The organism is Mucilaginibacter sp. PPCGB 2223, assembly GCF_001705515.1.
Taxonomy (GTDB): Bacteria; Bacteroidota; Bacteroidia; order Sphingobacteriales; family Sphingobacteriaceae; genus Mucilaginibacter.
In genome coordinates, this window is the sequence record NZ_MDJS01000003.1 from 629,367 (window position 1) to 651,022 (window position 21,656).

Here is a 21,656-nt window from a genome sequence, read left to right on the forward strand (position 1 = left end):
CTAAGTTAGCTAACGAATCCTTAAAATGAAAATTCAGGATAGTTAACCTAAGGAGCTATGCAGTTGATTTGCCGGAAATTGTTACTAAGTAATTATGGGCTAAGTGGATTAGCTTATAATGCCGACAGCAACCAAATGGTTAATGCCCCGGTAAGAGTGTTCAGAAAATTCACCAGGTTATTGCCGATCATGCCTTTACGCTCGAGGGTAGCGCCCAGTACCGAATCTGCCAGGTTACCTGCCGTTCCGGCAATGATTACCCATAGTACCGGCCAGCCCCAGCGGTGCCCCAGGGCATAAACCAGCGCAACAAGCGCCGAGCCGATGATGCCGATTAACGTGCCCTCGAGGCTGATTACCCCATCTAAGCCGCGTTGGCCGGGCCTGAGGCTGAGGATATGATAGAACCTGCGCCCGTAAAGCGTGCCCAACTCTGAGGATAAGGTATCGGCTGTGGCTGCGGCCAGGCTACCTGCCATCATCAACTGTAGCATAGCCGACAGGTTAGGATCCAAGCGGCAAACCAAACCTGTTATTGCAGCCACCCCGCTGTTGGCAAGTACCTGTCCCGGCGTTCGCCGGCCATGCCGCTGCTCTGCCGCGCCGAGCAAAACTTTTTGCTGATATTGCCAGCTCGTAGCCCACGAACCTGCAATAAAAAACAAGGCAAGCATCGCAATGCCTGTGTAGCCGCTGCCCTGGTAAATCAGCAAAGCTACCAGCAGGCCGGTTAACGCGGCGACTGCACTTAGTTTACCGGTTTTGAAACTGAGCAGCGCGGCAAAGGCTAAAATGATGTAACAGATCAGATCGCTTTTCGGCATGTTATATTTCCGGTATCATTACCAGACCAAGGTAAAATATTTTATCTTTCACTATGCTTGACTACGGGATATTTATACAATAAGTTGCCGGGGGCAAGTCGATTGATTTTTTACGGGCCGTCTTTTCCCAAACCAGGAATCACCCAATCTTCCCATACTCAGAAGGAGATACACCAAACTGTGCTTTAAAGCATTTACGGAAATAGTCCGGGTCGCTGAAGCCTGTCATATAGGCAACCTCGTTCACGTTAAACTTTTTGCCTGCCAGTAATTGCCGGGCATGTTTCAGCCGAATGTCTTTGATCACTTCGCCCATGCTCAGGCCCGTGAGGGCTTTCATTTTGCGGTATAGCTGTGTGCGGCTCAAGCCGATGTCGCGGCCTATGCTTTCTACATCGAGTTCGGTACCGGCAATGTTTTTTTCGACCAGCCCGATCACTTTTTTAAGCAGTTTTTCATCCGGCGATTCGGGGAAAATATCTACCGTACCGATGCCGATCGCGTTTTGATACTTTTCGCGGAGCTTGATCCTGGTATCGAGCATATTTTTCACTTTGGCGGATAGCAATTGCAGGTTAAAAGGCTTGGTTAGGTAATCATCGGCACCGTTCGTTAGTCCTTCAACCTGGTATTCTACGGGCGTGCGTGCGGTGAGCAATATCACGGGGATATGGCTGGTCATGGGGCCGGTCTTCAACCTGCGGCACAACTCCAGTCCATCCATTTCGGGCATCATCATATCGCTGATGATGAGATCGGGCGTCTGTTTGCCGGCCAGGGCTAAACCCTCTGCACCGTTTGCCGCTTCCAATACATTGTACGTCGCAGCAAAATAATCGCGAAGGTATTTTCTCAGTTCAAAGCTATCGTCAACCAGCAGCAGTGTTGGTGTTTTCCCATCTATTTTTAGCCCATTGCCTGCTACTGCAATGATTTCTTCGTTTTGAACAATTGGTTCGGTTGTTATTGCAACGGCTGCTTCGTCAATATCGACAGGAAGCTTGACGGTAAAAGTAGTTCTGCTCTGTCCGTTAGTCATGCCGCTTTCTGCACGGATGCTCCCGCCATGCATTTCGATCAATGCTTTAGCATAAGCCAGGCCTAAGCCGGTACCCCCGGCTTTATTGGTCGAAGCCTGTTCGAAAGGTCTGAATATCGTTTCGAGTTCTTTTTCCGGTATCCCGGATCCATTGTCGGTCACCTCAATAATCACGTAATTATTGTCGCCTTCGCTGGTATGCCGCATACTTACTATGATCTCTCCGCCCTGCGGTGTAAACTTAAAAGCGTTGGATAGTAAGTTGTATAATACTTTCTCAATCTTATCCGGATCGAAACTGCTCACCATCGCCTCAATCCGGGTATCATACCTGAGTTGGATATGTTTCTGGGCAGATAGTGGTTCGAACGAGTCGGCTATCCTTTTAACAAAACTTACCAGGTCACCTTGCTGCAGGCGCAACTTGTCGTTCCCGGTTTCGAACCGCCTGATATCCAGCAACTGGTTGATGAGCTTAAGCAACCTGTCGCCACTGTTTTTCATGGTCTGCAACTGGCTGGTGGTATGCGGATCTCTTACCTCGGATACCAGCCGTTCTATAGGCGCCAGTATCAGCGAAAGCGGGGTTTTGATCTCGTGCGAAATATTGGTAAAGAACTCGATCTTGCTCTGGCGCATCTCGAGTTCTTTTTCGTGCAGCAATTGCTCGTAACTCAGTTTGTTTTTAAGCCGCTCGTACCTTAACGAATAAGCGTAAAAGATATACAGCAACCCGGTGATGAACAGGGCATAGCCAATAAAGGCCCAGGTACTTGCCCACCAGGGTGGAAGCACCGTGATCTGCAACGTGGCAGCGACAGGGTTCCACACACCATCACTGTTTGAGGCTTTTACCCTGAAGACATAATTGCCACGCGAAAGGTTGGAGTAAGTAGCAATGCGGCTCGAAGCATCGGCATATATCCAGTCCTTATCAAAGCCCTGCAGCATATAGGCATACTTAACGCCCGAAGGGTTGGCATAATGTAACCCTGCAAACTCAATGGCTATGCTTTTATCCGGGTAATGCAGGTTGATGGCAGGCGTCATGTACAGCGGTTTTTGCAGCAACACCCGGCCATTAACCGTATCTTTTACGTTGACGGGCTTATTGAGCACCTGTAGTTCGGTTAGCACCACCTTAGGCACGCCGGGGCTTGATTTAATGCTATCCGGGCAGAAAATATTAAACCCGTTGTTACCGCCCAGGTAAAGCACGGCGGCCGACCGGCTTTTAAAAATACCGCCGTCCGAAAAGTCGTTGCCCTGCAAGCCGTCTTGCGTAGAGAAATTTCTGACTGTTAGCGTATGTTTATCAATCCGCGAAACGCCCCTGTTATGGCTTACCCATACCGAGCCGTTATCATCTTCGACAATGCCGGTGATATTGGTGTTAGTTAACCCATTTGGTGAGGCGGCAAAATGCTTAAAAGAGTGATTGAGCAGATCAAGGCGATCTAGACCGCCACCTGTTCCGATCCAGATATGCTGATCAATATCCTGAAAAAGGCTGTAAACCCTGTCGTCGCTGATCGAGTTGGATTGGGCATCGTTATGCTGCAGGTGGCTGACGAGTTGCAAATCGGCTGGCCCCGACGGTTTAAACACGGCTATACCACCCCCTTCACAGCCAACCCATATCGTGCCTTTTTTGTCCTCCATGATCGTCATAACTGATTTGTCGGGCAAGCCGGGTGCGTTTTGATGGATCAGCGAATCGCGTGCGGGTATATATTTGTAAATACCGTTCCACGAAGCAAACCATACCTGGTGCAAATGATCCTCGGTAATACCGTATACGTGCGCGCTTTTAAGGTCCGACCCGGTATAGTGCTTTATTTTACCCGTTGCCGGGTCGAAGCCATCCAATCCCCGTAAGGTACCTATCCAGGTATACCCGCGCGAGTCGCAAAAAATGGTTTTGATAAAGTTACTGTTGAGCCCGTTTTTACCCTCCGTAAGATGCCGGAAAGCATGGTTGCGGGAAATTATCGTTATGCCTTTGTCGCGCGTGCCTATCCAGGTGTTGCCTTGCTTATCTTCGGCTATGGTGTGGATATTGTTATCGATAACAGAGTTAGGGTTACGGGGATCGTGATCGGCATGACGGAATGGCTTGGCATCGAGGTTAGCTTTGTTAATGCCATTGCTAAAGGTACCCACCCACAGGATGTGCTCATCGTCCAGGTACAGATCGGTAACAAAAGGATCGTTTAACGACCAGCGGTTTTCAGGATCAATAGTATAATGTTTCGCAGTTTTTGTAACGAGATCGGTTTGTATCAGGTCTTTCTGTGCAATGCCGATATCCCATTGATATCCTTTGTAATTAACGGCTGCATGAGCCAGGTGCCAGTTTCTGCTGATCTGCCTGCGAAAAAACCTGTCCAGACGCTTGGCCGGTATCCGCTCAAAGTCGTCCGTTTCGTAATGGTATTTGCATACGATGGTATTATTCAGGGTTACGATCCACAGATTTTGATCGGCATCCTTACTGATGTTCATGATCCGGTTGTTGATAACACTTCTGGGGTTGCCCTGTTCGTAGTGGTAAACTTTGAACCTGTACCCGTCATACCGGCAAAGGCCCGCCCAGGTACCGAACCACATAAAGCCGTATTTATCTTTAACTATGCCGGTTATAGTGTTTTGCGATAGCCCGTTTTCGGTATTAAGGTGCTCGAATTTGAGATCGGGCGCCTGCCCCATGGAATGTACGAACGGGCATAACCAGAGTATGATCACGAGCAAGCTTTTCATCCGGAAACTATGATTATCCTTTAACATGGAGCAGTCTGATCCAAAAGTAAAAATTATCGGCAAGCTTTTTTACCGTCTTTGATGAAACGTGAGTACCTGTTATCCGGAACGTCATTACAGGATTTAATGCGGCCCGGCAAATACTTTTGAGGCCTGTTATAACCAATTACAAAATGTTGAGACAAAGTTACCCAAGCCCTTCGGGCAACGTTCGTGAAGAGATGGCCCTGCACCTGGAAAGGATCAGGCTTAGCGGCCTCACACAACTGGAGTATTGCAGGATGAATAAGTTGAGCTACGCTAAACTGGTGTATTGGATGCGAAAGGCCCGGAACCAGAAATTTGCAAGGTAAACACGGGCGAACAAGTGAATATCCCTAAATGAACCGATCGCGAACATAAACCAGATGGAATACCGCTAACAGCGAATAGCTAATGTTTGGGCGCTACGCCGGTGTAGTTCGGGCCTATCTTAAGCGCGGCCACGTAATTGGTAATGGTATAGGCGTCGCCGCCATATACGCCCCACTTGGGGTCGCAATGCCCTGCGTCGAGCGTGCGCCCATAATAACGCGCCGCGCTTCCGGCAAGTTGTTGCTGCACTCCGTTATACCAGAATTCGACGAAACCTTTGGCAGGGTCGCGGGATATATATAAATGCAGCACAAAATCATTCCATTCGTTACGACTTAAAGGTGCCGACCATAGGCCGATATGAACCTTTTGCGGGGTTGCATATTGCAATTGAATTTCGCCGGTTATCAGGGTCTTGAAAACCAGCGGAAAATTTTGCATCATGTTATCCCCGTAAGCCTTCCATTGAAAAACGGCAAAAGTTTGTGCATGTTCGGGTATATCCAGTTTCGAGCGCCATCCGATATAAATATCATCGCCCTCGCCGGCCACAAAGCCACTTGCCGCATGCACTTCTGTGCGATGGTTTTTTACGGGTTTATGTATTTTCCAAACTTTGCCTGCCAGTGAATCCTGAACTACCGAAATGCTGCCCAAACTGTCAGTTTCCAGCACTTTAAAAACAGTTGGGCCTAAGGCTGCGTCGCCATTCCACAGTAAAGCCATAGTCGTGTCTAAAGGATGCGCAATTGATGATTGCAGATGAGCCCGGCTTGCAGACAGTAGCCCGGGGCCTAAAATACAGCAAACAATAAGCGCCGTTGTAAGGCGCAAATTTATTTTTTTCATAGTTTGAGATGGATCGGTCACTGCTTGTCTGTTTTAAGATCAGACCAAAAACTATTACCTGCAACTTAAGGCAGTACCTTTAGATCTGAGCTAAAGGCATTTATGTTTACAACCACCTGATAGCCAGGTAACGGCAGGTTGCATCCTTGGCGTTGCCAATACCATGCAGTTCGTTGCTGTTGGCCAGGTAAATATCTCCGGCAGTGGCCTGGTAGGTTTTACCGGCAATGGTCATATAGGTATCGCCTTCCAATATAATGATCATTTCAGTATCGGGATGTGTATGCGGCGTGTGGCTCGGGCCTTGGGCATTTAGCTGAGTAATGTGCATTTCGAGTTTGCTGAGCATGGCTGTTGGCCTTTCAAAATATTTAATGCCGCCTCCTTTTGCCGAAGGCACAAATTTTAACGAGTCGGCATTTAACATTACCGGTCCGCCGGCTTTGGCCGAGCGTTCCATATCCATTTTGTTTTTCGAGCGGAACATCATTACATAATAGGTCAGCGGCCCGTCGCCAACGTTTTGTATGGCCTGTGCCTCGTGCGGCGGGATGAGGATGATGCTGCCTTTGCCCAAAATCTTGCTGTCGGCGCCCATGGTAAACTTCAGCGTGCCTTCTTTAACAAAGATCAGCTCTTCGATATCGGTTTGCGTATGCGATGGTTTAGGTACAGCTCCTTTGTATTGTGTGGTAGCATGCACCTCAAAATAATCGAACCCGGCGGTGGTGCCTTCCATTATTTTACGGCCTTCGCGGTCGTTGCTTTTTACTACCGGGATATCCGCCCAACGGTATGCGCCCGATGAAACTGGTTTTAACTGAGCCATAGATTGAAAATAGACAAAAACGAAAACGAACAGGATTATTCTTCTCATGGTTTTGAAATGATATCTAAAGTAATGATATTTTGGTTATTTATTCGGCAATAAATAACCAGGTATTTTGATATGTCTATAAAAACAAAAAGGGCCCCGGAATTGAACCGGAAGCCCTGGATTTTACATGAGAATGTATTATAAAGCAACTGTATTGCTGTTGGCAATGCGCCATGAACTGTTACTTACGCCCTTGGTCGAGCCGGCTGTTGTACCGTCGCCGCCAAAATAATACAGCGGGTGGTTTTTATAAGTTAATTGCGACTTGTTCGAATTAGTTCCCTGGAAAACGGCGAGCCCGAACTGCGTTTTATCCAATATGCTTGGTATGCTGCCTATGGGGTTAAGTTCGACATAGATTGACCATGCGCTCTCGTTGGAAAAATCGGGCTTGGTGAATGTGTTCTTGTTCGCCGTATCTTTGGTATATAAATAAAGCGTACGGCCATTGTAATCGGTAATGTATTGCGATGCTCCCTGGCCAAGCGCTCCCTGGTCGTTATATTGCTGGCCATCCGACCCGACAAGCTGGGCGTTGGCAACCATAACCGCATAATCATTCCTGGCAACCATCCAGAGCTGACCGGTACCATCGCCACGCACATCACCGGCCTTGGTGTCGTTAACGTTATAATACAGAGGCCAACCTTTGTAGGTGGTTTGTTTTGCGCCGTCGCTCCTGGTAATCACACCAAAATCGCTTGAGTTTAAACCGGTGCCGATGCTGGGGTTTTGCTTGTAAAATACGGGCCATGTAGTATTGCAGGCCCCGGCGCAAGCCGAGGTGCCGGATACATCTTTGGCGAAAAAGTAAAGCGTAAAGCCATTGTTATCTGTTAATATGTTGCCAAAGGTGGTATTGGCAGTTATCTGTACACCTGTTACAGCTGGCGGCTGGTTGTTGTTAGCGGGATCGGCCGTGTTTGTTTTTTTGCACGACACATTAACCAGGATCAAAGCAATAACGACAACAATGGCCAGGTTGAGTTTTTTTCTTGTTTTCATAATGCAGGATTAATTTTTTGTTTTCGCCTGCATGACAAGCCGGGTCGCAATAAGGTTGCCCCTACCCTGAAATAATTTCAACCGTAGAAAAATTATTTGCACCGGGCAACCATTAACCCGCATTGCCTGTGTTGCCGGTGGCTTTAAGCGGAATATCAATTTGCCCAAATAGTCAACAATAAAATATCTTACACCGATGTTTATCTGTAAAATTGCTCCCAAAGGTTTTGGGGGCTTTTTTGTTTATTTCCTTAATTTAGCCCTAAAAACCTCTAACCTTATGACTACACCGACAAAACCTTTTTTACTGGCAAAAGCCGAAGCTTTCAGGGTTTTGCACCGGCAGCCCGGTATTTTTGTGATCCCCAATCCCTGGGATGCGGGCTCTGCAAAAGTGCTTCAGAGTTTTGGTTTTAAGGCATTGACCACTACCAGCGCAGGCCTGGCTTATGCCCTGGGTAAACCCGATGGTTATGCTTCGATCACCCGCGACGAAACTTTACAAAATGCCGGAAGTATTGCCGACGCGGTTGATTTGCCTGTGGCTGCCGACCTGGAGAATGGTTTTGGCGATGAACCGGAAGCTTGTGCCGAAACCATTTTGCTGGCGGCCAAAACAGGGCTTTGTGGTGGCTCGATCGAAGACAACACGGGTAATATTAATGATCATATTTATCCATTCGACCAGGCTGTTGAACGGGTGAAAGCAGCGGTAACTGCAGCGCGCAGTTTGCCGTTCCCGTTTACCTTGACAGCGCGGGCCGAGAACCTGATCTACGGCAGGCCCGATCTGAAAGATACCATTAACCGCCTTGTAGCTTTCGCCGATGCCGGTGCCGATGTGCTTTTTGCGCCGGGCTTAAGAACCCCGCAGGATATAGCAATTGCGGTTAAAGCGGTAGCGCCAAAGCCGCTAAGCGTGGTAATGGGTTTTACCGGCGGCAATTTTTCGCTGAATATGCTGGAAGACCTGGGCGTGAAACGGGTGAGCTTGGGTTCGGCGTTTATACGTGCGGCTTACGGCGGTTTTTACAGGGCTGTTGAAGAGGTGGCACAAAACGGCACGTTCAATTTTGCCGATGATGCCAAACCTTATGCCGATATTAATAAACTATTTGCCGGTCAGTAATCATGCTGCAGAACCGTGTAAACCCGTTTGGGGATATCATTAAAACACCTGCGCGCGGCGCATGGCTGGGTAACCGCGGCGTGATCCATAATGAAAATAAGGAAATTGCACGCCCTTTCAGGCTGAAAGCCTGGATAATCTGCATGCTGGAGTTTCGCGGACGCCACCGTGAGGTGATGATGCCTGATCGCTGGACCGAACTCTTCTTCGTTGATGAGGCGACAGCTTTTTCAGCCGGGCACCGGCCATGTTTTCAATGCCGTTATGCTGATCATCAGCGCTTTAAAGCGGCCTGGCTGGCCGGTAACCCTGCGTATGGTTTTGATGAAAAAACATCCATCCATCAAATCGACGATATTATCCATCGCGAAAGGATAGGGAAAAATAAATCGAAAATAACCTATATGGATGATGTGACCACATTACCCGATGGCGCTTTTGTTTTGGTTAACGAACAACCTTATCTTGTTGCGAATGGCGGCCTGTATTTGTGGACACCTTTCGGCTACGAGGATAAAATAGCTTTCCCGGCCAATAGCATGTTAGAAGTTTTAACACCTCGATCGATAGTCAATACATTCAGCGCGGGTTATCTGCCACAGATGGGAACTATGACCGTAAAACAGGACACTTCTCCGGAGTAAAGTCAATTTCTGGATAATTTCTAATAAACAGGATACTCCTCCGGAGTTGAATAGACGAGTTAAGTCCCGGTGGGACTACCTGTTTATAGCATAGTAAACAAAAAGCGCGCTGCTCCTCCGGAGCAGCCTTACGTTTATATTATCTTTGATAAAACAACCACTATGATCAGCGCCTCAGGCTTTCGTTTTTTAAAAAATCTCAAACAAAATAATAACCGCGAATGGTTCGCGGCGCATAAGGATGAGTTCGACGCCGAACTGGTTAACATCGAAAAGTTTGCCGATGCTTTATTAAAAAAGCTTAATGTGCACGATGTGATCGAAACGCCATCGGGCAAAAAAAGCCTGTTCCGCATTTACCGCGATACACGTTTCTCGAAAGATAAGACACCTTACAAAGCACATTGGAGCGGTAAGTTTCAACGGGCAGGCAAACACCGGCGTGGCGGTTATTATTTTCACCTGGAGCCGGGCAACAGTTTTGCGGCCGGTGGTTTTTTTGGCCCGAATGCCGGCGATCTGAAACTGATCCGCAACGATATCGCTTTCGATCCTTCGCCGCTGCGCGCTATTTTAAACAGCAAGCCCTTTATCGATACGTTTGGCGAACTGCGCGGCGAACAATTAAAAACCACGCCTAAAGGCTTCCCGGCCGATCATGAGGCGGTCGGCTTGTTGCGGTACAAGCAGTTTTTACTGATACGCCATTTTACCGACGAAGAAGTTTTATCACCAGGCTTCCTGGCTGCCGCCGATGAGGCATTCAGAAATATGAGGCCGTTTTTCGACCATATGAGCGAGGTGCTGACCGCCGACGGGAACGGTATTGCACTGTGATGGCATTATTTGTTATCTTGCCCGGGTACTATGGATCGCAAACACTTCATCTCCTCGTTAATAACTGCCGGGGCAGCTATCTCGGCCACGCCGGCATGGGCTGCTTCAGATAGCCCTGTTCCGCGCACACGAAAAACTCCGCCATACCTGCAACCCGGCGATACCATCGGTATTACCAGTCCGGCGGGGTATATCAGCCTGACCGAAGTGCAAACAGCTGCGCAGCTGATGGAGAGCTGGGGTTTTAAGGTACTGATAGGGCCAACCATCGGTAAAAAAGACTATACCTATGGGGGTACCGATGATGAGCGCGCTGTCGATCTGCAGCAGATGCTGGATAACCCGGATATCAAGGCCATCATGTGCGCCAGGGGAGGTTACGGATTGGTGCGGATCATCGACAGGATTAACTTCAAAAAATTTAAAAAGCATCCCAAATGGGTCATCGGCTTCAGCGATATCACGGTATTGCATTGCCATATTAACCGGCATTACGGTATTGCAACCCTGCACTCCAAAATGTGCAACAGCTTCCCCGATGACTGGTCGAAAGCCGAGCCTATACAGGTAGCCACCATTTTATCTATTAAACAGGCGCTGCTTGGTGAAGAGATGAACTACCAGTCGCCGGCCTCTGCCCTGAACCGCGCAGGCAAAGCCGAAGGCGTATTGGTTGGCGGCAACCTGAGTATGATTGCCACGCTGTCGGGCACGCAATCCGACCTCGAAACCAAGGGCAAAATACTTTTTGTAGAAGATACCGGTGAGTACCTGTATAACATCGACCGCATGTTCTGGAACCTTAAGCGCTCGGGCAAGCTCGATAAACTGGCGGGACTGATCGTGGGTGGTTTTAAGATCAAACCCGATGAGCCCGGCGAAGAGTTCGGCAAAACCGTACCCGAAATTGTGATGGAAAAAGTGCAGGAGTACGGTTACCCGGTTTGTTTCGATTTCCCGGTAGGGCACCAGCGGGCCAATTTCGCCTTTAAATGCGGAGTTAAACACCGGTTGGAGGTTAGCGTGGATGGCAGTACGTTAACGGCTGTCTGATCCGGGCCTGTTTTTATATTGCAATAAAACAATGTATCATTGGGGCAAATTAACCTGGCTGTTTCGTATTGCAAATTAAACTATTGAATATGAAGCGTATTTTACCCGCCATTGTTATTGCCCAATTTTTTTGTACATCGTTATGGTTTGCGGGCAACGCCATCATAGCCGACCTGGTGAAGCAATTGCATATTGATGCCGCTTACCTGGCTTATCTGACCAGTGCGGTGCAGGCAGGTTTTATTACCGGTACCTTAATTTTCGCTATCCTGAGCATCGCCGACAGGTTTTCGCCCTCAAAGGTTTTTTTTGTTTGTGCGATCGTAGCTGCCGTCATCAACATGCCTGTCAGCTCGGATGGTATTCATGTGTCCGGATTATTGTTATGTCGTTTCTTAACCGGGTTTTTCCTTGCGGGAATTTATCCCGTAGGGATGAAGATAGCCGCCGACCATTACGAACATGGCCTGGGTAAATCTCTTGGTTTTTTGGTTGGTGCGCTGGTGCTTGGTACGTCCTTCCCCCATTTTTTAAAAAGCATCATGACCGGCCTTCCCTGGCGGTACGTGATCTATGCAACATCAGTACTTTCGGTGTTGGGTGGAGTGGCCATGCTGTTGCTCGTCCCCGACGGGCCATACCGCAAAGCGGGTCAAAAACCCAAACTCAACTCGTTTTTAAAAAGCTTCCGCAACAGCGGGTTCCGGGCGGCAGCGTTAGGCTATTTTGGCCACATGTGGGAACTGTACGCCTTTTGGGTATTTGTACCGGTTATTTTAACCACGTACAATCGTCATTACCCTGCGGCACAACTTAAAGTATCGTTGCTTTCGTTCCTCATTATTTTAGCGGGCAGTTTTGCCTGTGTTTTCAGCGGTCTGATCTCACATCGTTTCGGGGCAAAAAAGGTAGCTTCAATAGCATTGTCGGTATCCTGTCTATGTTGTATGCTGTCGCCGCTGGTATTATTTAACGAGTCGGCCACCGTGCTGCTGATCTTTTTATTTGTGTGGAGTGCGGCCGTCATCGCCGATTCGCCTTTATTCTCAACGCTCATAGCACAAAGCGCCCCGCCTGCAACCAAAGGAACATCACTCACTATTGTCAATTGCGTGGGTTTTGGGATTACCATCGTCAGCATTCAATTGATTACAGCGTTGCGCACCGACATGAATGCACAATACATTTACATGCTGCTTGCTACCGGGCCGGTGTTAGGGCTGATGGCCTTGGCCAGAAATAGCAGGCCGGCTACAAAAATCTCATAAGCCTCTTTCGGTAGTTTTTATCCAATCATTGAGCGCAGTTACCTGTTGCTGGTTTTGAGCAGTCCAGGCGGCAGTTGTTTTATCAGTAGCTAAGACGACAGTGCGGGTAAAGGCAGGCATATTAGTGCTTTGGGCAAGTTTATAAAAGTAGCCGGCGAAAAAATCATCGAAAAAACTTTTGTCGGTTTTCTTTTCGGATAGCTGGCCGATTAATGTAAAAATATTCTTCAGCTCATATTCTAACAGATCGGCGCCGGTAAGCTTTTTGGCTTGCGCCGATTTAACCGTTAACGATATCCCCAGGTTAAGGGCATTGATCTCTTTGTCCTGCTGCGGCGAAAGCGTTATGGCGGTATTGCCTTTGGCATCGGTTAATACCCCGCCCTGCATAATATGCTGGATGTTGCCGTAAGTTTCAGCGGCCCGCGGCCCGGCGGGCTCCAGCATCAAAAAGCTGCAAAAGCCTAAAAGGGCATTCGCTCTTTTGTTTTGATGAAAGCAAACCAATGCATACAACCGCTGGCTGCTGGCATTTTTAGGATTGTGTTTGATGGCTTCGATAGCGCTGTTTTCGGCTTCGGTATATTGCCTGTTCCTGAAATAAGCCAGGCCAAGGTTATAATAGATCTGTGGATAAGCAGGATCGAGCTTAATGGCCTCGCCATAAGTTTCGATGGCTTTTTGCGATTGATTGGCATCATCGTAAATACTTGCCAGCAAACAATAAGCGGTTACACTTAATGATTTATTGTCGGACCTGACAGCCTTTTCGAGATGCGGGATAGCATCCTGCGGTTTTTTTGAGGCATACAGAGAAAAGGCAATCTCGTAGTTGGCATAACCGTTTTCGGGATCGGTTTTTAACACCTCGTTAAATTTATCGATGGCCTCGGCATATTTACCCTGATTATGCAGGGTGATACCCTCTTTGATCAGATCGTTACTTTGCCCAATAGCTTGCAGGCAAATGCAGCACAAGGCAAACACGGTAAAAAATAACCTGGCGATTACGGCTTTCACGCTTTAAAGCTACAAATTAAAACAAAAAAAGGCAGGTCATTCGCCGGCGCCTCCGTCCAGAGGCCCGGCTTGGAATATTACCTGGAAGAAATATACGATGATGCCCACCACAATGAGTATGATAATCAGGATAGGTGCATAAAGCATCATTCTGAGCCATTTTTCAAAAAGCGCGTTACGGACATCTTTAAAAATGGCCAAGGCTATGGCAATCCCTATTAATATAACCGGGAAGATAATTTTAAATGCGTTTATCCCCCCCGTATCATAATAGATCAGCTTTGCGGGGAATAGTAAGAGAGCAAAGATGATTACAATAGCAGTTACTTTTTCGGGAGTGCTATGCCTGTCTAAACCGTTATTCTCCAAGGTGTGTATTGGCTATACTTTGTAACCGGTAAAATTTCAAATAATAAAAATTAGTTGCAAATTTTTTTAATATACGTTTATTGCATATAACCAGGATTTAAAAATTTAACGGAGTGACGACTAAAAACTAATCCTTTGAAATTAACGTTAAGATTATAACAACATTAAAATTGTTGAAAAGTAGCATACTATTTGTACCTTAGTGGTATAATTGCCAAGCAAACCAGTATAAACCGGGCGTTAATTTATTCTCTGAGCATGAAGCACTTGTTAAAACCGGTGTATATCTTCACTGTCCTTTTTGCATTTTACATTTCGATGCTCAATGCCCAGAGTTTGCAATTAAGCCCCACCGAGGTGTATATCAACAGCGCTATCACCAAAGAAAACAGCGGAGACTATAAAGCCGCGATAGACGATTGCAATAAGGCGCTCAGCCGCGACTCACTTAGCGCTATGGCTTATGTGGTAAGGGGCAGGGCCTATCACGATCTGGATCTTGATAAGAAAGCTATGGCTGATTATAACAAGGCTATTGCCATTGCTCCGCGTAACCCTTCATTCTATCTCAATCGTGGCGATGCTTATAAAAAAATGAAGCTTTACAACGAGGCCATCATCGATTATAATAAAGCCATTGCTTTAAAAGATAGTTACATTGCCGCCTATGTTAATCGCGCCAACGCCAAAAGCAGCCTGGAACTGTATGGTGAAGCGATAGAAGATAATAACAAGGTGATTGAGTTGGATGGCAAAAACTTTATTGCCTACAATAACCGCGGTTACGAAAAGATGAAACTGGGTTACTACACCGAAGCGATTGCCGATTTTGATCGATGTATCGAACTCAACCCTAACTACGAGAATGCTTACAACAACAAAGGCTCGGTATACTTATGGCAGGGAAATTATGCGGATGCTATAACTGAGTATTCGAGAGCGCTCAAATTCTCGCCAAAATCGTCAAAAGCATTTACTAACAGGGGTCTGGCCGAATTTAAGTCGGGTAGTTTTAATGATGCGGAGGTTGATTATGAAACAGCTATCGATCTTGATGAAAGCAATGCCTATGCGTATTTGAACTTAGGCGAACTTAAACTAAGCCTGCACGATTTTAAAGCCGCTATAAAAGCTATTAATAAAGCCATCGCGATCGATTCGACTGATGCACGGGCGTATAACAGTTTAGGCTTTGCATATTTTAAATCGGCCGACTACAGACATGCAGTGTTGTATTATAACAGGGCGGTAACTAAAGGAGGAAGCATGTACAAGCCTTACTATCAATATAGCAACGAGGCCCTTTATGCTTTAAAGCAGCATACCAAAGCCGATTGTAACGTATTGCAATGGATAAGCCCGGTTGAAGATGTAAATAAGCTGTATCATGGTGCCATCGAAGTAAACAGGCAGCAATTGTTGGTGCGGGTAAAGGTGCTTTCGGCGCAGCCTGTCAACAAACAAAATATCAGGTTGATGATCAATAACCAAGCCGTTGCCGATATCGGCAAGGTTAATGTAGTTGCTACCCCCGACGCCCAACTCAATAATGCAACTGAAACCTATGAATACGAGTACAGGGCGCTTGTACAGGTCCCCATGGGCAAAAATACCATTAAGATAACCTATGGTAAAAAACATACACCCGAGTTAGCTGTGAATTGCCAGCTCCCGGTTAGCCAGGCGGCATTGAGCCCGGCTACCGTTAACTAATTGGCAGATTTGGATTTAAATTGAACAAAATCTACCACCATTGTTGGCATCAGATGCAGCAGCTTAAGCACCCACCCGGTCTACGAAAACACGAATCAAAAAACGGGAATAACCCGTCGGTATTTGAGGTGATAACTCAACCGACAGAGCTGACTTTCGATAAAAAACCGGGTCTTAAGTGAATTCATGGGCTACTTTACACTATACAAATGCTTATATTAAACGTATATATCTCTTATCTCGAAAGCATTACTCGTCTCTGTCATCTGAATATCTAAAATATATTTAATTTAGTGTGGACAGGAGTAAAATAAATTCAGCATCGTCCTCACCGACAAATCAACCCAATGCCCGTTCAATATCTTTGATCAGGTATTCAGGCTCTTCCAACCCCACATACATCCTGATTAATTGATGGCGCGGGTTAGCGGCATTATAATCCGCAACCGGGATACCGGCTATGGATGGGATGATCAAACTTTCGTGCCCGCCCCAGGATACGGCCATTAAAATATGCTGTAGTTTATTGCAAAAAGCCTCGATGCTTTCCGCCGATGAGTTTTTCAGCGTAAAGCTGAACAGGCCGCCACAACCCTTCATTTGTTTTTTGGCTAAGGCCGATTGCTTAAAGCCGGGATCAAACGGCCAGATCACTTTATCGATCTTGGAGTGATTTTTCAGCCAGGCTGTAATCACTTTGGTACTTTCAAAACTCTTGTTTTGCCGCAAAGGCAGGGTGCGCAAGCCCCTGATGAGCAGCCAGGCCGAGTGCGGCGAAAGGATAGCACCAATGGCCATAAATTCAAGTTCGAAGATTTTCTTCAACATATCGCGTTTGCCGGTAACTACGCCGGCCACCACGTCCGAATGCCCGCCTATATATTTGGTTGCTGTTTGCATTACCAGGTCAATACCCAATTCGATAGGGCGCTGATAAAGCGGCCCGCAGTACGAGTTATCGATCATGGTAACAATGCCTCTCGATTTAGCCAGTTTGGCGATAGCTTCAATATCCTGCAATTCATAACTAAAAGTGTTCGGGCTTTCGAGATAGATCATCCGGGTGTTCTCCTGCAAGGCTTCTTCGAAGTTCTTAACCTCGGTGCCATCCACAAAAGTGCAGGTGACGCCGAATTTTGGCATGATATCGCGAAAGAGCCTGATCGTCCAACTGTAAGGATTTTCAACACAGACAACGTGGTCGCCTTGTTTGAGCAGGGCCAATACCGGTATGCTGGTAGCTGCAACCCCGCTGCTGAAAACCAGTGCATCCTCGGCTCCATCCAAAGCGGCCAGTTTTTGGCGCAATATTTTCAGAGTAGGATTATCGCCGCGTGAGTAAAGTGTATGCTCGTATTCATCGGTCAAAGCATCGCGAAAAGCGGCAACCGAATTAAAGGTAAAATTGCTGGTCTGGATAATAGGCGGCGATACCGCATTAAAATAGTTTTCGCGATCTTCGCCAAGCTCGTTTAGGATGTAGGAAATGTCCATTGAATTATATTTCAATTAATGTAACACCTTTGAAAGATACAATACCCCGATAGCCGGAAGTATCATGAAGATAAATATAAGGATCAGTTTAGCTTTTAGATACTTTATTGGTTTTGATCGCATCATTTTGCGCACAATATTGAATGTAACTATCAGGAAGAAGCCATTATATATACCGATCTCAATAACAGGTAAAAGAAACTCTCTGAAGGGTGTAAAAGCGGATGTTTTATCTGCGGGTTCAGCTACTGTTTTCAAAAAATCAAAGTTTACGTATATCCATAACAGCAACGTTAAGCTTTCGAATATCAAAAAACAAAGAGCTGTCCACTTATAAACCTTTAGCCTTTTTTCAGAAATCATCTGCAGTTTTATCGCGTTTGTTATACGTACTTGCATAATAGATCACCAATCCTACAGCAAATGTGCTTAAGCAAATTACTGCCGCAGACGGATTATTTACAAAAATATTAACGGTAACAAACCAGTAGCTCAGAATAAAAATCAAAGGCACCCAAGGAAACCATTTAATGGTATAAATACCTGTACCATCCATCTGCTTCGTTTTTTTACGCAGGATAAAGATCGATAGCGCGGCGAGCGATAGCCCGATGGTATCAAAAAACATCACGTAATCCAGCATCTTGCGAAAGCTGTCGGCAAAAAACAAAATAACCAGGATGCTCAGTACAAAAAAGCTTACGCCAAACTCCTGCACCTGTGTTCTGGGGTTTACCTTGCGGAAGATGTAAGGCAAAATACCATCTTCGCTCATGGCATAATACACCCGTGGGTTGGCCATAACGTTTACATTGATATAAGCCAGCACCGAAGCAAACATCAGTATCGAGGCTATTTTAGAGCCGATACTGCCAAAAATAACCCCGGCCATAGTCGCTGCCAGGGTAGTAGTTTGTTGTAAGCCTCCCAAACCTAAAATTTTATAATACGAAAAATTGATCGAAAGGTAAAGCAGGATCACCACCGATATGCCAACCCTGATGCCTTTAGGGATGTTGGTTTTGGGTTCAATAATATCGCCGCCGAAGTTGATGGTTTGCTGGTAGCCTCCGTAAGTAAAAAATATAGGCACCAAACTTAAGCCCAATGCCGTTATCAGGCTGCCGCTGTGCAGGATGCCGGTTACCACTACATGGCTGTCATCGTGCATAAAAACTGCGGTGCATAATACGACGATAGCTAATACCTTAAACAACGTAAGCAGGTTTTGCGTGCGTGCGCTTACCTTGATGCCTAAAAATGCCAGCACATACAAAATGAGCACCGATGCCAGGGCTACGATTTTTACCCATAAAGCTGTTTGCATATCAGCGGGTAGCAATACGGGGTTAATATAGTTAGCGCCGATGATGGCTACTACCGCTACAGACGCTGCGTTGCTGATGATCAATACCCAGTTGATCATAAAAGCAAAAGCCGGGTGATAGCAATAAGAGAACACTTTATAAAACCCACCGGCAGCCGGGTAACGCGCGCCAATTTCGGCAAAAGTGAGCGCGCCGCAAAGCGTAACGATACCGCCGAATATCCAGGCGCCAAAAAATATCCAGGCGCTGCCTGCACGGACGGCAACTTCGCTGGGGTTGGCAAAAATACCCATACCGATCACCAGGCTTATGACGATCATGGTCAGGTCGAACCGGTTAAGCCTTGGCTTTATACTCATGGTGTAAATTTGTTGAGGTCTGATTTATTTTTCTAAAATAAAATTTTAATTTTGAAGTAAGCGTCTACCCAAACTGACTGCGCTTAAAAGATGAATTTTAAAAAGGTAAGTATATTCATTTTCTTGCTTTTATCCCTAACTATTTTTAAACCGATGGCTGTTGGCCAGCAAACCCAACCTACAGGCCGCGATCTGAAAGTATTCAGGGAGCTTTTAGCCAATATCAACGCAACTTTTGTTCCGCCTGATGGGTTCGACGAGTTAAAACCCAACGCCAGCGATAAATTCTCCTGCAATTATGCTTTAAAACTATCCGATGCCGATTTCGAGGTTCGTTTCCAGGTAAACTCTTTAAAAAGTGATTGGAAAAATTTTGAAAAAAATAAAGGCGATAAAATCAACCCCGACTCGCTGTACAGTAAAGTCGCCGCAACCGAGGTTAAAGCCCTGGCGGGCGACGGACGTGTTTTTTTACGCCCTGTGCCCCCCAGTTATTTGCAGCAATATAATGCCGACCTGGGGCGTTCGTATTTTTTTAGCCTTGCCGATTCGCCCGAAACCAATCATTACCAATATGGGCTAATGGTTGTGTTGCAAAAAAATCATTACGGCAATATATGTGTTGCCTGTTTTAGTAATGAGCGCGGGCCGGCTTTCTTCAAAAACATCAATAAGCTGAAGGATTGCATTAAATTTAACTAAGTTCGCCAGAGCTATCCTCAAAATTTGCGATATCAACACAATGTGGAGTATTATTGCCCCGTGCTTCGCTTAACACCTTTATATTTGTAAAATGGCTGAAAATGTAAATTATGATAATGACAGTATACGCTCGTTAGACTGGAAAGAGCACATCCGCCTGCGGCCCGGTATGTACATCGGTAAGTTAGGCGACGGTTCGGCTTATGACGACGGCATATACGTGTTGCTGAAGGAGATTGTAGATAACTCGATAGATGAGTTTGTGATGGGAGCGGGCCGTACTATTGATATTAACATGAGCGACCAAAAGGTTGCCGTGCGCGATTATGGCCGGGGCATTCCCCTGGGTAAGGTGATCGATTGCGTATCCAAGATCAATACCGGTGGTAAATATGATAGCAAGGCATTTCAAAAATCAGTCGGCTTAAATGGTGTGGGTACCAAGGCGGTGAACGCTTTGTCGAACTCGTTTACCGTACAATCATACCGCGACGGGAAAACCAAAATTGCCGAGTTTGCCAAAGGTGAACTGGTTCGCGATGAGCCCGAAAAAGAAACTACACAACGTAACGGTACCGCCATCAACTTCACGCCCGACGATACCATCTTCCGCCATTACCACTTCATTCCGGAGTTTGTTGATAACATGATCTGGAACTATGTATACCTCAACTCGGGCCTTACCATCAATTTTAACGGTACAAAGTTCTTTTCAGAAAGAGGACTTTATGATCTGTTAAGCAAAAAAACCAACGTCGAAAATAACAGGTACCCGATCATCCATCTCAAAGGGCCCGATATCGAGATTGCCATGACGCACGGCCAGCAATACGGCGAGGAATATTACTCGTTTGTAAACGGCCAGCACACTACGCAGGGCGGTACGCACCAGGCAGCTTTCCGCGAAGCGGTGGTAAAAACCATCCGTGAATTTTATGATAAGGATTACGATGCCGCGGATATCCGTGCTTCTATTGTAGCTGCTATTGCCATTAAAGTACAGGAGCCGGTTTTCGAATCGCAAACCAAAACCAAGCTGGGTTCGCAAAGCGTCGGCCCGGACGGCCCTACGGTGCGGACATTTATAGGTGATTTTGTTAAGAAGGAACTGGATGATTACCTGCATAAGAACGCAGCTGTTGCCGAAGCGTTAAAAGCCCGGATATTACAGTCTGAACGTGAGCGTAAGGATATAGCCGGTATCAAAAAGCTCGCTAACGAACGCGCCAAAAAAGCATCACTGCATAACCGCAAACTGCGCGATTGCAAGATCCATTTCGACGATCAGCACGAGCGCAAACAGGAAACTACGCTGTTCATTACCGAAGGTGATTCGGCCAGCGGTTCCATCACCCAATCGCGCGATGTGATGACACAGGCTGTATTCAGCTTAAAAGGCAAGCCGCTGAATTGCTTCGGTTTAACCAAAAAGGTGGTGTACGAAAACGAGGAATTTAACCTGCTGCAGCATGCCTTGAATATTGAGGACGGTATCGAGAATGTGCGTTACAACAATATCGTGATCGCAACCGATGCCGACGTCGATGGCATGCACATCCGCCTGCTGCTAATGACTTTCTTCCTGCAGTTTTTCCCCGACCTGGTGAAGGCCGGGCACGTATCCATCCTGCAAACGCCGCTATTCAGGGTACGTAACAAAAAGGAAACCATCTATTGCTATAGCGACGAAGAGCGCAGAAACGCTATCGCAAAATTAGGCAATAAGCCCGAGATAACCCGGTTTAAAGGTTTGGGTGAGATATCGCCCGAGGAGTTTGGCCTGTTTATCGGCAAGGATATCCGCCTCGACCCGGTTATTTTAAAAGATGCCAACATCAAAGGCCTACTGGAATATTTTATGGGCAAGAACACGCCCGACAGGCAGTTACACATCGTAAATAACCTGCGTATAGAAAAAGATGATGAAAGCATTAACCCGACTATCGCCGAATTGGATACATTGCCCGTAGCTGTTTAAATACAGTAATTTATTTGTTATTTACAAAAAGTCCTTATATTGTATCCCCTTGTT

The 21,656-nt window shown here is 46.5% G+C and carries 18 protein-coding genes; 9 read left to right on the plus strand and 9 right to left on the minus strand.

The window, feature by feature from the left end:
* Positions 1-113: 113 nt before the first annotated feature.
* Positions 114-824, minus strand: coding sequence for a DUF92 domain-containing protein (locus tag BEL04_RS17530; RefSeq protein ID WP_066006077.1), 711 nt, complete (start codon positions 822-824; stop codon positions 114-116).
* Between the two features lie 139 nt (positions 825-963).
* Positions 964-4,650, minus strand: a complete 3,687-nt coding sequence (locus BEL04_RS17535; RefSeq protein ID WP_066006078.1) for a two-component regulator propeller domain-containing protein — start codon at positions 4,648-4,650, stop codon at positions 964-966.
* A 146-nt stretch (positions 4,651-4,796) separates the two neighbouring features.
* Here BEL04_RS17535 and BEL04_RS17540 point away from each other — a divergent pair, with 146 nt between their 5' ends.
* Positions 4,797-4,976, plus strand: coding sequence for a hypothetical protein (locus BEL04_RS17540; RefSeq protein WP_066006079.1), 180 nt, complete (start codon positions 4,797-4,799; stop codon positions 4,974-4,976).
* Between the two features lie 79 nt (positions 4,977-5,055).
* On the opposite strand, the gene BEL04_RS17545 is transcribed toward BEL04_RS17540, so the two are convergent.
* The 3 genes from BEL04_RS17545 to BEL04_RS17555 all read right to left on the minus strand — a co-directional run bounded on the left by BEL04_RS17545 (position 5,056) and on the right by BEL04_RS17555 (position 7,708).
* Positions 5,056-5,703: a heparin lyase I family protein gene (locus BEL04_RS17545; protein ID WP_066006080.1), complete on the minus strand. Its 648-nt coding sequence runs from the start codon at positions 5,701-5,703 to the stop codon at positions 5,056-5,058.
* A 229-nt stretch (positions 5,704-5,932) separates the two neighbouring features.
* Positions 5,933-6,655 carry a cupin domain-containing protein gene (locus tag BEL04_RS17550; RefSeq protein ID WP_175404104.1) on the minus strand — a complete coding sequence of 241 codons (723 nt, stop codon included), beginning with the start codon at positions 6,653-6,655 and terminating at the stop codon, positions 5,933-5,935.
* A 186-nt stretch (positions 6,656-6,841) separates the two neighbouring features.
* On the minus strand, positions 6,842-7,708 hold the full coding sequence (locus BEL04_RS17555; protein ID WP_066006082.1) for a hypothetical protein: 867 nt from the start codon (positions 7,706-7,708) through the stop codon (positions 6,842-6,844).
* Between the two features lie 280 nt (positions 7,709-7,988).
* Here BEL04_RS17555 and BEL04_RS17560 point away from each other — a divergent pair, with 280 nt between their 5' ends.
* From BEL04_RS17560 to BEL04_RS17580, 5 genes are all read left to right on the plus strand, one after another.
* Entirely contained in the window at positions 7,989-8,837 is an 849-nt protein-coding gene (locus BEL04_RS17560) for an oxaloacetate decarboxylase (protein ID WP_066006257.1), read from the plus strand.
* A gap of 2 nt (positions 8,838-8,839) precedes the next feature.
* Positions 8,840-9,481, plus strand: a complete 642-nt coding sequence (locus BEL04_RS17565) for a hypothetical protein (protein WP_083227977.1) — start codon at positions 8,840-8,842, stop codon at positions 9,479-9,481.
* A gap of 162 nt (positions 9,482-9,643) precedes the next feature.
* The gene (locus BEL04_RS17570) at positions 9,644-10,318 is read left to right on the plus strand and encodes a DUF2461 domain-containing protein (protein ID WP_066006084.1); all 675 of its coding nucleotides are present in this window, start codon (positions 9,644-9,646) and stop codon (positions 10,316-10,318) included.
* 30 nt (positions 10,319-10,348) lie between these two features.
* Positions 10,349-11,371, plus strand: coding sequence for an LD-carboxypeptidase (locus tag BEL04_RS17575; protein ID WP_066006085.1), 1,023 nt, complete (start codon positions 10,349-10,351; stop codon positions 11,369-11,371).
* A gap of 89 nt (positions 11,372-11,460) precedes the next feature.
* Positions 11,461-12,639 (plus strand): nitrate/nitrite transporter, encoded by a 1,179-nt coding sequence (locus BEL04_RS17580; RefSeq protein ID WP_066006086.1) that lies wholly within the window; start codon positions 11,461-11,463, stop codon positions 12,637-12,639.
* Here the strand turns inward: BEL04_RS17580 and BEL04_RS17585 are convergent.
* Together BEL04_RS17585 and BEL04_RS17590 are read right to left on the minus strand one after the other, a co-directional pair.
* Entirely contained in the window at positions 12,634-13,659 is a 1,026-nt protein-coding gene (locus BEL04_RS17585) for a tetratricopeptide repeat protein (protein ID WP_066006087.1), read from the minus strand. The genes BEL04_RS17580 and BEL04_RS17585 overlap by 6 nt on opposite strands.
* Positions 13,660-13,695: 36 nt before the next feature.
* Positions 13,696-14,028 (minus strand): hypothetical protein, encoded by a 333-nt coding sequence (locus BEL04_RS17590; protein WP_066006088.1) that lies wholly within the window; start codon positions 14,026-14,028, stop codon positions 13,696-13,698.
* 258 nt (positions 14,029-14,286) lie between these two features.
* Between BEL04_RS17590 and BEL04_RS17595 the strand changes: the two genes are divergently transcribed.
* Complete coding sequence (locus tag BEL04_RS17595; RefSeq protein ID WP_066006089.1) at positions 14,287-15,741, plus strand: tetratricopeptide repeat protein; 1,455 nt, start codon at positions 14,287-14,289, stop codon at positions 15,739-15,741.
* 339 nt (positions 15,742-16,080) lie between these two features.
* On the opposite strand, the gene BEL04_RS17600 is transcribed toward BEL04_RS17595, so the two are convergent.
* The gene (locus BEL04_RS17600) at positions 16,081-17,235 is read right to left on the minus strand and encodes a PLP-dependent aspartate aminotransferase family protein (RefSeq protein WP_066006090.1); all 1,155 of its coding nucleotides are present in this window, start codon (positions 17,233-17,235) and stop codon (positions 16,081-16,083) included.
* A gap of 352 nt (positions 17,236-17,587) precedes the next feature.
* The gene (locus BEL04_RS17610; RefSeq protein WP_066006092.1) at positions 17,588-18,922 is read right to left on the minus strand and encodes an APC family permease; all 1,335 of its coding nucleotides are present in this window, start codon (positions 18,920-18,922) and stop codon (positions 17,588-17,590) included.
* A 153-nt stretch (positions 18,923-19,075) separates the two neighbouring features.
* Between BEL04_RS17610 and BEL04_RS17615 the strand changes: the two genes are divergently transcribed.
* Together BEL04_RS17615 and BEL04_RS17620 are read left to right on the plus strand one after the other, a co-directional pair.
* Positions 19,076-19,624 carry a hypothetical protein gene (locus BEL04_RS17615; protein ID WP_066006093.1) on the plus strand — a complete coding sequence of 183 codons (549 nt, stop codon included), beginning with the start codon at positions 19,076-19,078 and terminating at the stop codon, positions 19,622-19,624.
* Between the two features lie 91 nt (positions 19,625-19,715).
* Complete coding sequence (locus BEL04_RS17620) at positions 19,716-21,602, plus strand: DNA topoisomerase IV subunit B (protein ID WP_066006094.1); 1,887 nt, start codon at positions 19,716-19,718, stop codon at positions 21,600-21,602.
* Positions 21,603-21,656 lie beyond the last annotated feature (54 nt).